Origin of the sequence: Allobaculum sp. JKK-2023 (genome assembly GCF_034745455.1) — a bacterium.
In the GTDB taxonomy this organism is placed as follows: domain Bacteria; phylum Bacillota_I; class Bacilli_A; order Erysipelotrichales; family Erysipelotrichaceae; genus Allobaculum.
In genome coordinates this window covers 357,650-369,686 of record NZ_JAYERV010000003.1, presented here as the reverse complement: position 1 = coordinate 369,686, position 12,037 = coordinate 357,650, and the positions used below count along the sequence as shown (strand labels likewise).

Annotated in this window: 8 protein-coding genes and 1 pseudogene; 6 read left to right on the top strand and 3 right to left on the bottom strand. The window is 46.3% G+C overall.

Going from position 1 to position 12,037, the window contains the following annotated elements; genetic code table 11:
* Positions 1 to 254 precede the first annotated feature (254 nt).
* A complete protein-coding gene (locus tag U4956_RS01545) occupies positions 255 to 707 on the top strand; it encodes a hypothetical protein (RefSeq protein ID WP_323088495.1) in 453 nt (150 codons plus the stop codon).
* 677 nt (positions 708 to 1,384) lie between these two features.
* Here U4956_RS01545 and U4956_RS01540 read toward each other — a convergent pair.
* The 3 genes from U4956_RS01540 to U4956_RS01530 all read right to left on the bottom strand — a co-directional run bounded on the left by U4956_RS01540 (position 1,385) and on the right by U4956_RS01530 (position 5,545).
* Positions 1,385 to 2,824 carry an ABC transporter permease gene (locus U4956_RS01540; RefSeq protein ID WP_323088494.1) on the bottom strand — a complete coding sequence of 480 codons (1,440 nt, stop codon included), beginning with the start codon at positions 2,822 to 2,824 and terminating at the stop codon, positions 1,385 to 1,387.
* Positions 2,821 to 4,479: a hypothetical protein gene (locus U4956_RS01535; protein ID WP_323088492.1), complete on the bottom strand. Its 1,659-nt coding sequence runs from the start codon at positions 4,477 to 4,479 to the stop codon at positions 2,821 to 2,823. The genes U4956_RS01540 and U4956_RS01535 overlap by 4 nt, the downstream gene beginning before the upstream one ends.
* A 160-nt stretch (positions 4,480 to 4,639) precedes the next feature.
* On the bottom strand, positions 4,640 to 5,545 hold the full coding sequence (locus U4956_RS01530) for an ABC transporter ATP-binding protein (RefSeq protein WP_323088491.1): 906 nt from the start codon (positions 5,543 to 5,545) through the stop codon (positions 4,640 to 4,642).
* An 828-nt stretch (positions 5,546 to 6,373) separates the two neighbouring features.
* Between U4956_RS01530 and U4956_RS01525 the strand changes: the two are divergent.
* The 5 genes and pseudogenes from U4956_RS01525 to U4956_RS01505 all read left to right on the top strand — a co-directional run.
* Positions 6,374 to 6,923, top strand: a pseudogene (locus tag U4956_RS01525) (IS607 family transposase); the annotation flags it as partial.
* 22 nt (positions 6,924 to 6,945) lie between these two features.
* Entirely contained in the window at positions 6,946 to 8,697 is a 1,752-nt protein-coding gene (locus U4956_RS01520; protein WP_323088489.1) for a zinc ribbon domain-containing protein, read from the top strand.
* A gap of 764 nt (positions 8,698 to 9,461) precedes the next feature.
* Positions 9,462 to 10,319, top strand: a complete 858-nt coding sequence (locus U4956_RS01515; protein WP_323088488.1) for an amino acid ABC transporter substrate-binding protein — start codon at positions 9,462 to 9,464, stop codon at positions 10,317 to 10,319.
* Positions 10,320 to 10,341: 22 nt separating this feature from the next.
* Complete coding sequence (locus tag U4956_RS01510; RefSeq protein ID WP_323088487.1) at positions 10,342 to 10,995, top strand: amino acid ABC transporter permease; 654 nt, start codon at positions 10,342 to 10,344, stop codon at positions 10,993 to 10,995.
* A 12-nt stretch (positions 10,996 to 11,007) separates the two neighbouring features.
* The gene (locus U4956_RS01505) at positions 11,008 to 11,784 is read left to right on the top strand and encodes an amino acid ABC transporter ATP-binding protein (protein ID WP_323088486.1); all 777 of its coding nucleotides are present in this window, start codon (positions 11,008 to 11,010) and stop codon (positions 11,782 to 11,784) included.
* The last annotated feature ends 253 nt before the right edge of the window (positions 11,785 to 12,037 follow it).

The window sequence follows — 12,037 nt, the reverse complement described above, 5'->3', positions numbered from 1 at the left end:
TTGAAGTGAAAAATTGCCACAGCAAGAAATTGCTGTGGCTTTTTTTCGCTTTCATCGATGAAAAATAACCGAACAACCCATAAATTGACACAATCTTTTGGAAATTGGTAAATTAATGATACATTGTTCATCAAATCATAGATAATAACTGTAATGGTTCGAATGAACAGACGGTTTCTTTTCGTTTCATCGTGGTCAAACCCGCTTACTGTCCACCTGGAAGAAAGAAGCTGTCAACCGCAAGGAGACTTTCAATGTATCGAGCAACAAAAGAAAAGATGGATCAGGTCAGGGCTGTGATCCTCGTGATGAAGAACAGTACACCTCCCATCAAACCCAACTTCTCCGCGTTAGCCGAAGAATATGGAATGACCAGACAGACAGTCGCAAAGATCTGGGCTGATCCAAATCCAGAACAACGTGAGCGTAAGCCCAAGAAATCACAGTTTGATCCGTATGAAGAAGAAATCCGCGACCAGCTGGTGACCTATGGCATTACAATGGCTTCCAGCTTCCGCTACTTCCAGAATAAGTATGCGGATCTTGAAGACAATCCTTTCAACTGCTACAACTCGTTCAAAAGCTATGTCACGCGCAAGCAGTTTCGAGAAGCACGCGCCCAGCACCTCAAAGAGGTAAAACAGGGTCATGCTTTAAAGGCAGGGGACAAAGATTCTCAGAAGGATTCACAAAAAGAATCGGAATAAAAGAATCTGGATTCAAGAATCTGAACCAGACGGACAAAAAGTGTCTTCCTGAAAAGCATCTGACAACAGATCGAAACAAATCTGACGAAAGGACATCGGATTGGAAACGACAGTCAGACAAAGGGACTGTTCACCACCATGCGTTTCAGATCCGTTTGCAGCACATCTTCATGTTCCTCTGACCAGCCAGCGATGGCGGATGACTGGCCGATCAGGGGGATTGACCATCTGCTTTTGACTGTAACTGTAAAGACCTGGTCAAAAGCCCCTGTTGGCTGCCATGATTTGAGTGTTTGAATTTTCAATCCATCGAAATTTTGGTAATGGACCAGAATCCAAAATCAAGCGCAGCCAGGACCTTACGCCGACAGGACATGAAATAGAAATATTCGGTCAAGTAAGACGAGGAAATCCTGGATGAGGGCTGTATCGGGCATTTGAATAAGAATAAAGATCTGATGTCAGGTTCAATGGTCAGGGACAGGGTATTGTTTCAATTACCGCGAAGACTGAAAAGAAAACGAGAAATCTGCCAGGAGCAAATAAAGTTGTGCTGCTCCTGACAGAATTTCTCGTTTTTTCGTTTTGATCGTTTGATTTTGATCGTTTGATTTTGATCGTTTGATTTTGATCGTTTGATTTTTTGGGGCTGGTTTTTCGCTTTGCGGCTGTTCGCCTTACTGATAGCGCATGGCTTCCAATGCCGAGACTTTGACGCTCTTTCTTGCAGGCAGAAAGCCGGCTAACAGACCGATTCCAATCGAGAATACCAGGCCAAAGACAATCAGCCACCAGGACAAAACTGAAGTCGCATTGCCCGGGGTATACATCCAGACCAGAAAGTCCCAGAAGTTTCCCATCTTGTCCCAGACAAAGTAGTTGATGCCCATGCTGATCAGGATGGAAATCAAAACCCCTGCGATGCCCCCGATCAAGCCAATCGATCCGGCTTCACAAAGAAAGATCAGCTGAATATCCCCAGTTTTGCAGCCCAGTGATTTCATGATGCCGATTTCACGTTTGCGCTCGGTCAGAGACATGACCATCGTGTTGGTAATGCCGATCGCCGCAATCAGAAGGGAAATGGAACCCAGTCCCGCAAGAACCAGCTGCGTATTGCGATACATTTCCTCGACTGATTTGACCGAGTCCATCTGGCTGTAGGCCTCGACGCTTTCATCGTTGATCGTTTCTTTGATCGCATCCTGGACCGCCTCGACATTTTCGACAGAGTCTACATCGACTTTGATGTTGGTATAGGCTGTTTTCTGCGCTGGCTTGCCCGCTTCGCGGTTAATCTGATTGGTAATGGTCTTAAGATCTTCGTTGCGCATCACAATCCCTTCACCCGTCTGGTAGCCAAGTTCATAGTCTTCTTTGACAATGCCCATCGGCACCAGCTGGAAGCGGACTTTGGTTTCATTGCCGGAAGAGTCATAATTGGAAACTTCCAGCGTGATTTCCGTTGTCAGGGGATCAAAATACGGATCTGGCGGTTCGTAAGAGCTGATTTCACTGCCGTTTTCATCAATCATGACAGCGCCATTCACGCCATAATACATGTTCATCGAATCGCCATAGTAATCAACCCGGTTCTTTCCTTCTGGACGACGGGTATCCCGAAAAGAATAGGCCATCCGCTCCCCGAGCAGGACCGGAATCCGGTTGCTGGTGGACGCCGGCAGATCGGCGGTTCCTTCCAGAACTTTGATTCCGCTGTTTTTCAGGTAGCTTTCGTTGAGTCCCAGAATAGAGGTCCAATCCGTGACATAGATACCATCCTTGGCACTTGCTGCGACGGAGTAGTTATCCAGGCTGCCAACCGGGGTGACCGCTTTGACATGATCGATCTGTTCAATCATGGCGACTGTTTCATCATTCAGCGCTGAGGCGGGTGTTCCATTTGGCGAATAGCCATAGGAGTAGACGGAAATATGGTTGAGCGAACCCATGCCGGCCATCATCTTTTTGGTGTTCTCCTCCATCCCGATGCCGATCGAGACCAGAATCAGAATTGAAACACAGCCGATGGCTACGCCAAGGGAAGTCAGAATGGTCCGGCTTTTATGGCGTTTCAGATTCTGAAAAGCGGTCTGGAGGATATCTTTAAAACTCATTGGGACTCCTTTGTGGAATCTGGTTTTGAATCTCTTTTTACTGGCTCCGGCTTTGGCTGGGCTGGTTGTGAAGGTTCTTCTGGCTGTGGGTCATCAGGAAACCAGTCCGTATCATCCTGTTGATGTTGGGCTGTTTTCTTTTTCTTTTTGCGCCAGAAAAGGATTCCGCCAACCGCTGCTACAGCCACAATTCCACCGCCAATCATCCAGCCCATGCCAGAATGAGACTGCGGTTCTTCGATCGGCATTTCAGGTTCGGGCATGATCGGATCGACGGGGATGTCCATCTGCGAAACATTGACTGTATATTCGAAGTCTTTATGGATTTCTTCACCGGATGCATTTTCGTAAGTCAGGGTCACCTTCACCGGGAATTCACCGGGCTGATCCGGTTCAAGGATGATATCGATGTTTCCGGATTTTCCGGGTTCGAAATTGCCCAGATTCTGCACTTTCTGCAAAGCCGGAATATCACCCTCAACAGTTGCGCTGACGTTATAGAGGGTGCTTTTGCCTTTGTTGACATACGGGAAGCTGAAAATCATCTCTTCGCCTGCCCGGATTTCTTCTGGCAGGGTGGGTTCGGTAATTTCCATGCGATCCTGCTGGTAAACCGGAATCGCGATTTTTTCACTGCTGGTCCGGCTCTGGCGCACATCCAGATCCACATACTCATAGGAGAAAGTGACAGTGATGGTCGGGGAAGCCGTCTGGTCTGAGCCAAGGGCTTTGAGTTTGATCGTCTGGGAAAGAGCGTTCTGGGCGTTCAGCTTTTCAAAGTAATAGGTGTTGGAAGAATTGGCGATGGATAAGCCTTCTCCCGTTTCAACGGACATGACGATGTTTTCAACCGGAATTTTGCGTGAGGTATTGTAGAATTCAATGTTCAAATCAAAGGTCGTTCCAGCCGTAACAGAATCTGCTCCATACGAATACTGCCTGATGATCAGGTTTGGAGCCGGGGAGCTGATTGGCGTCATTTCTTCGCCCTGACGCTCGGTTGTTTCATTGACAACCTGCGGGGTCTGTTGGGGGATCGTAGTCTGGGTGTCATTAAAATCCAGGTTGGCGGTGGTGGTATCTGATCCTTGGGTATCCGCCAAATAGATCGGATTTGAATCGGAATCCTTGGAAGCATCAGGGGCAGCAAGGGCAGCTTCTTCCAGAATCTGAACGGGGAAGGTGCCCATGGTGCCATTGAGCTGTTTGTCCGGGTAGCTGATGTACCAGTAGAAATTGTTACCTGGACCCGTCCAATACACATCTTGTAAGGTGACTTCGAAGGTCAGATACTGGTTTTGGCTGGAAAGCAGGGTGACGACCGGTTCTTGGTCGGTAGAAAAATCACAGCTGAGCAGGTCAAAGTCGATGGAGGTAATCGGCTGGTTGACTGCAATTTCTTTTTTGCGGACTGCTTCAGAGGTGGCCTTGTCACTGCTCTGGAAGCAGAATTTAACCGTCTTGGACTCTTCCCGTCTCCAGGAGTTTGAGAAGTCGCCATCCGGTTCATAGATGTAAAGCCAGAGAAGATTAAGATGGGCAGTCGTCTCGGTGTCGTAGGCATAGACGGGCTGCCAGGTGCAGGGAAGAGCGCTGTCGATGAGTAAACTGCCAAACAGTGCCCCTGCAATCAACAATTGGGGATGTCGTTTCATGGTCTTCAGCTTTCTTGCACGCCTTTGGCATTGCGCCTGGCGTGTCTGTTGATTGTTTTTCCTTGTAATTCGTGAAAATGTATGGCTTTGAAATTCCAGATTGTTCTGGATGAGATCTGGATCTTCAATGCAGGTGGTTTTGTAAAAGAGGATGTCCAGCTCAAACCAGTTCAGCCTTTGAATCTGCTGGATTTGTTTGCGCTGAGTTGGGATTTGCGGGAGGTGTTTTAGAGGTCTGATCTTCTTCACGTACAGAGTCCTGCAAATCACAATTGTGTCTTTTCACCTGGTTTTGACTGGACTTAGAGTCCAGAACTGATTTTTGTTCCGAAGATAAACCTGACGCAGTCGAAGAATTTTCTGACGGTTTGGGGGTCCTGAATTCTTCTTTGACAATTCGCCCGTCAAAGAGATGAACGATATGGTCGGCATATTGAGCTGCATCTGGGGAGTGAGAAACCAGGACAATGGTCTGATGGTAGCGATGCGCAAAGTCCTGAATCATATCCATGACTTCTTTTGAGGACTTGGAGTCCAGATTTCCGGTTGGCTCATCCGCCAGAATAATGGCTGGTTTGCTCACAAAGGCTCTTGCAATGCCAACTCGCTGCTGCTGGCCGCCAGACATCTGGTTTGGATAATGATCCATTCGATTGGCCAGGCCGACTTGCTTGAGCATGTAGGCTGCTGCTTTCTTGCGGGTTTTCTTGTTGATGCCCTGAAACATCAGCGGCATGGCGGTATTTTCTAAAGCAGTCATGGAAGGGAGCAGGTTATAGGCCTGAAAGATGAATCCCAGGTTTTTCTGCCGGAAGCTGGCAAGCTGCGCTTCATTGAGAGAACTGATGACGGTGCCGTTCATCCGGATTCCACCGCGAGTTGGCTTTTCAAGACCGGCCAGCTGGTTGAGCAGGGTGCTTTTTCCGGAACCGGAGGGACCAAATATGCAGCAGATCTCTCCTTTGTTGATGGTGAGATTGATATCGTCGAGGGCGACAACTTTTTCATCCGTGACGGGATATTCTTTGGTCACATGCCGCACTTCAATCATGGGTGTTTTTTCCATAGCCGCTCCTTTCTCATTTAACAATACCTTTCTTCGAAAACAGAAACATAAAAATTCAATTAAAGTTTTCCAAATTCTCTGATTTTTATCAGGATGATATGGTTTTAACCAAAATGGTAAAAAATAACCATATAACATCGGCTGCTATTTTGCTTTGAAATTCAAACGCACACAACCACTGCTGACAGGCAGGTTCATGATCTGCAATGATTCCTGAACAGAACTGGAGTTCAAAGGCCAATGTTCATGATGGAAGTACAAACTGGAAGTGCCTGACGGGAAATCTGGCCGTCCAAGTCGTATACTTTTGGTCGTTGGATTTCTTGTTGAAAACGGGATTTAACAGTTGGATAAATAAGGCAATTTTAAAATAATAAGGGCTAAATGATTGAAATTCCGTTATCGGCTCATCCTCCATTTTTCACCTGTCCACTATTCTTTGCATGTCCATCGTCACCAACATGTCCTTTGTTATCAAGCTAGGCGAATACGCCATGGCTTGCCATGGGGATGAAAGCCCTCTGAAAGATGCTTTTGAGATTCAATAATGGATAAGATGCGACCGACAAAAGCGCTAAAAGAAATTTTTGTCTGTTATATATGAACGTTTACGCCTGAAATCAACATTTTAGAGTTTGTTATGATCATTAATTGCGAACGTTTTTAGTCAACCTGACCATGAAAGGGACATTTGTCAGGCCCATCTGGATAAATAAAATAAATGCGTTTTCGGTCTTTTTATTGCGCATTTTTTGCGTCTGATGTACAATAAATATAGAAATAGAAAGCGCGTAGGTCTGCCAGTATTTTGGAGTTACCAGACATACTTTGTACAGAATGATCAAAACTGATAACCTGCCTTATCATCTTTCTATTGGCGGCCATTATATGTTTGATTCTGAAGAGCTGGATGTCTATCTTGGGAAGACTCCAGAAAAGTCGCAAAGAACCGCCATTGGTTATTGCCGTGTTTCTACAAAGAAAAGAATGGCGGACCTGGAAAGGCAGGCAGATGTTGTTGAGATCTATATGCAGAAGCAGGGCTGGCAATACCAGATTATTGAGGATATTGGATCTGGAATGAATTACAAAAAGCCAGGTCTGCTTAAACTGATAGATCTGCTTATAAACAGAAAAGTCAGCCACATTGTCATTACCCACAAAGACCGCCTGCTGCGTTTCGGCTTTGAACTGGTTGAATATCTTGCCAAAAAGATGGAGACAGAAATTGTAATCATCAATCAGGGAGAAGAACGAAACAGCGCCCAGGAACTCACAGACGACCTGATTGCCATCATTACTGTTTTTTCTGGCCGCTTATATCTTATATGGTTCACGTAGCAACAAGAATAAGGAAATAATTGAAGAAACCAGGAAACTGCCGAAGGAGGACAACGAAGGTGAGTCGATCGAAAAAAACAATTCAGATGGTGTCCGTCCGACTGGACAAAAACCAGAGCAGACAGGCAGATAACTTATTTCTCGCCTGGAGAGAAACCTATAACCTTCTTGCTCCTTTTGGCTGTTCCATTGAGTTGATGGGAAAGTCCTGGAAAAAGTGCCGGGACCAAATCCGCGCTGAAAAACGACAGCTTCTTAAAGATACGACCAATCACGTAGCTAAATTGACGGGTATTTCTTTTCCAAAGGGAATGCTTCCTTCATGGCTCTGGACATGTGCTATGCAGTCTATCATCACAAACCGTAAATCCATGGAGGAAGAGATCATCCGCCGTATCAAGGATGAACTCTATACGAAGTACAAGATGAATGCCCAGGAAGCCTCAGTTGTATTTTATGTGGTCAAGACGCCTTCGCTGTTTAAACCAATCATTCGAAATCATCGGTTTGAGCCTCTGGAGATTTCCAATAAAGATATCGCTGGCCGCCTGAAAAAATGCGATCCTGTCAGAATCCACCGGCTTCTCACTCATGCGGCAAGAAGGTATCGACAGTACCATAAACCAGTTCATACCAACAAAGGCAGCTGGATGAGAATTGACAAAAACGGTTATACAATCCGTCATGAAGAGAATACAACAATCATTCAGCTGATGGGGTTAGGAAACCAGGAGCCATTTGAAGTCAAACTCCGGGGGATTTTCTATACATCCAAAAAAGAAAAGACCAGAGGCAACCTTACTGTGCTCTATGACCGTGAAAAAAACCGTCTGGTCTTCCAGAGACTTGTCGAAGTAAGAAACCATCCTTCCAAGTCAGAGAAGAACGTTGGCGTAGATGCTGGAATTACTTCTTTGCTCAGCACTTCCAATAATATTTTGTCTGCTGAACTTAAAAAGAAGAAAACTGAAGATAAAAAACAGGCGTTGCGCAAAAACAAGAGCAAGGCGGCTGAAACTTTAGACCAAAGAACTTACAAAGAATGCTTTTATCCTGCTTCTGATTTTCTGAGTGCGCGAGGAGTTCAGAGAAACCGGATGCGGGATCGAAGAAAAAATCTTTTAAAGCAGGCTGACCAGGAGAAGTTTGCCTCTAAAAAGCCAGATCTTTCCCCTCAGGAAAAGAAAGCCTGCGAAGAACGAACATACTCGCTTTTGCGCAAGGCAGAAAGGATCAGAAAGAACAATACCCGTGGTAGAAAGTCCTTTGCCCGCCAGTCCAGAAAGATCCAGGCCCATCTGGAATGCCTGATCAACGAAGAAATTGCTTTGGTCCTGAAGACAGACCAGAATATCGGCCATATTGTAATGGAAGATCTGGATATCCGAGGGGCAACCAGCAAGTATAAGCGAATGAACCGCCTGCTTTCGGAATGGATGTATGGTGTCCTGCAGGAGAGAATCGAATATAAAGCCGGCCTGAAGGAGATCGGAGTCTCGTATGTCAACCAGGCCTACAGTTCCCAGTACTGCCACATCTGCGGAGCAAAGGTTACCCGCGACAAATCAGCTCATGAAAAGGCGTTTTGTCCTGTGCACAAAGAAATGAACGCCGATATCAATGCGGCGTCCAATCTTGTATGGATTTATGAGAATCATCCGGAAATCACCAAATGGACTCCCCGAGAGAGCATTAAGAAGCTTTATGAAGAGAGAATCGAGCAGTTAAAGAATCAGCAAGAAACAAAACAAGAAACAAAACAAGAAACAAAACAAGAAGTAAAACAAGTAACCAGTCAAGTAACACCATAACTCCCTAACTAACTAACCAAGTAAACAAATGAATAGACAGCCATAATGACTGTCCGAGCTTTCATCAAGCCCGGCCGGAGCTGTTTTGTGAAATCTTCGGGTTTCTTAAAACTCAGGCCTGTACCGCGCCGGACGGGCTTTGAGGGGGACCAATTCTGCGAGATTGGGGTATGCCCCTTAAAATTACAAGCTGTACTTTCCCCGGAAAGTGCGGTGCGTAAAGCGGGACTTAGATAAGATTGAAGATTCAGAGTGGAGTCCAAAAGACAAGGCTTTGGATCACCATTCAATTTAACCCTTCGACCGCCGGCTAATGCCGAACACTGTTCGCAGACAGGGATGAGTACATTTTATCCTTCCGAGGACAAATCCTACTCATTTATTGAAGGGTTGAAAAGAATTTGAAGCGGGAAAAAATCCAATCCGAACAGGAGAGCGCATTTCAAACAGACAATGAAAATAAGCCGGTCTTGAATCGTCTGTGCAAGGATGTGTTGTCCCTGATCACAAGCCAATAGAGCGGGATTCAAAGGACGAAACCGAAAATGGATTTGCAAAAAAAGGCCAGCATTGCGGATGAATCTTTGGGTTTTGATCCGGAAAATGACTGGAATTCATATACACGAGGGCATAGATAGTGAACAGCATTGCCGCTCAATCTTTTGCGATGGTAGAATGAAACCTGTTGCAGGAATCTTACCAAGATTTACAGAGTGTTTTCAGAAAGAAAACCTGAAAACCTGCATCCAAAAGAGGAGGATTTTATGAAGTATTCAGCTTTATCCTGTGCATTTCTTGTATCCGCCGTATTGCTCAGCGGGTGCTCTTCCAGTTCTGGAACCAGTCAGGCAGCCAGCGACTCCAAAGCCGGCTCGACAACAAGTGCAGCTGCTTCAAATCTGGCTGACAAAAAGACATTTACCGTTGGATTTGATGCGGAATTCCCACCCTATGGATATATGGATGAAAACGGTGAGTACACGGGCTTTGATCTGGAAATGGCGCAGGCGGTTGCCGATTTAGAGGGCTGGGAACTGGTCAAACAGCCAATTGACTGGGACAGCAAAGACATGGAACTGTCCAGCGGCTCGATTGACTGCATCTGGAACGGGTTCACGATGGATGGCCGCGAAGATGCTTACACCTTCAGTGATCCATACATCGATAACTCTCAGGTATGGGTCGTTCCGGCTGATTCTGGCATCAGCACGCCGGCTGATCTTGCGGGCAAGATTGTCGGCGTTCAGAAAGATTCTTCGGCTCTGGCTGCCCTGGAATCGGATGAAAATGCCGATCTGACCAACAGCTTTGCCAAGCTGACTCAGTATGGCGACTACAATACTGCCTTTATGGATCTGGAAGCAGGTGGGATTGATGCTCTGGCCCTGGATGTTGGTGTGGCCGACTATCAGCTCAAAAACCGCGGTGATGCCTTCGTGAAACTGGATGATCTGCTCGCTTCAGAAAAGTATGGCATTGGCTTTTTGAAAGGCAATACCGAACTGAAGGATAAAGTTCAGGAAGATATCTACACTCTGTATGATGAAGGAAAAGTAACCGAGCTGGCCGATAAATACAATCTTGGCGACTTCCTTTGCATCGAAGAATATAAAAATAAATAATTGACCGGCAAAAAGGTTAAATATGAATTTACAGACAACTTTGATTCAGTTGGGGCAGGGACTGTTTGTCTCGTTTGAGATTTTTGCACTGACGCTGATTTTCGCTTTGCCGCTTGGCATGGTGGTCGCGTTTGGCAGAATGTCGAGCAATAAAATCGTTTCTGCCCTGACCAAAATTTACATTTCCATCATGCGCGGAACGCCATTGATGCTGCAGCTGATCGTGGTCTATTTCGGACCGTGGTATGTCTTCCGGATGCGGATTTCCGACGACTACCGGTTTATCGCGGTCATCATTGCGTTTTCACTCAACTATGCGGCGTATTTTGCGGAAATTTACCGCGGCGGGATCGAATCGATTCCCAAAGGCCAGTATGAAGCGGCGCAGGTTCTTGGCTATTCCAAATGGCAGACGTTCTGGCACATCATTCTGCCCCAGGTGATCAAACGGGTCCTGCCGGCAGTGACCAACGAGATCATTACCCTGGTCAAAGATACATCCCTGGCCTTTGCGATTGCGCTGGCTGAGATGTTTACGGTGGCCAAACAGATCTCAGCAGCATCGAGTACGATCATTCCGCTGATGATTGCTGGTCTGTACTACTACCTGTTCAATCTGGTTGTTTCCTGGGCGATGGAACAGATTGAAAAGCATTATCGCTACTACAAGATTTAGAGGGACCGGGATATGAGCCAAGAAACATTGTTAGAAATCGAACATATGTCAAAAGCCTTTGGTGACAACCAGGTTCTCAAAGATATATCGCTGATGGTCAACAAAGGCGAAGTGATTGCCATCATCGGACCTTCCGGATCGGGAAAATCAACGCTTTTGCGCTGTGCAACTCTGCTGGAGACGATGGATGGCGGATCGATGAGTTATTCCGGCCATCCAGTCTGCATGGCTGCTGATGGCAAAGGCGGAAAGAGTCAGTATATTGAAAAAAATGAACTGAAAAAGATGCACAAGTATTTTGGTCTGGTTTTCCAGAACTTCAACCTGTTTCCGCACTATACCGTCCTCAAAAATGTGGTCAATCCCGCTTTGATCAACAAAGTGGGAACCTTGCAGGAAATTGAAGCCACGGCCAAAAAACTGCTCGATCAGTTCGGCTTAAGCGAAAAATACGACGCCTACCCCTGTGAGCTTTCCGGCGGACAGCAGCAGCGGGTTTCCATTGCCAGAGCCCTTGCTTTAAAGCCTGGCATTCTGTTTCTGGATGAGCCAACATCCGCGCTCGACCCGGAACTGACCGCTGAAGTGCTCAAGCTGCTCAAAGAACTGGCCAGAGAACATATCACAATGATCATTGTCACGCACGAGCTGGGATTTGCCCGCGAGGTGGCTGACCGTATTCTGTTTGTGGAAGGCGGCAATATTGTCGATCAGGGAACGCCGGATGAACTTTTTCACTCCAAAAACCAGCGAGTCCGGGACTTTATCGGCAAGCTGTCCAGCCATTGAGTTGAAAGGGCCTGGCTCAGGGCTGTTCGACTTCCAAAACGAGTGACTGGATTTTGACAGATCCAGTGCCTGCTCGATCAGATTGAAAATTGAATGGTTTAAAATCGCAGAGCAATCTGCGATTTTTCGCGTTTGATAAAACGAGTGAGAAAGATCAGCGGCAGGCAAAAGAGGAGTGGATTTTTAAAGAGGTTACAGACGCAGTTTCTGCTTCTGGAAAAATAGGGCTTGAATGGTCTGTAAAATGGAGGGA

Coding starts and splice junctions, on each gene's coding strand:
- U4956_RS01535 (WP_323088492.1), bottom strand. CDS start 4,479: ATGAAACGACATCCCCAATTGTTGATTGCAGGGGCACTGTTTGGCAGT.
- U4956_RS01530 (WP_323088491.1), bottom strand. CDS start 5,545: ATGGAAAAAACACCCATGATTGAAGTGCGGCATGTGACCAAAGAATAT.
- U4956_RS01505 (WP_323088486.1), top strand. CDS start 11,008: ATGAGCCAAGAAACATTGTTAGAAATCGAACATATGTCAAAAGCCTTT.
- U4956_RS01510 (WP_323088487.1), top strand. CDS start 10,342: ATGAATTTACAGACAACTTTGATTCAGTTGGGGCAGGGACTGTTTGTC.
- U4956_RS01545 (WP_323088495.1), top strand. CDS start 255: ATGTATCGAGCAACAAAAGAAAAGATGGATCAGGTCAGGGCTGTGATC.
- U4956_RS01540 (WP_323088494.1), bottom strand. CDS start 2,824: ATGAGTTTTAAAGATATCCTCCAGACCGCTTTTCAGAATCTGAAACGC.
- U4956_RS01515 (WP_323088488.1), top strand. CDS start 9,462: ATGAAGTATTCAGCTTTATCCTGTGCATTTCTTGTATCCGCCGTATTG.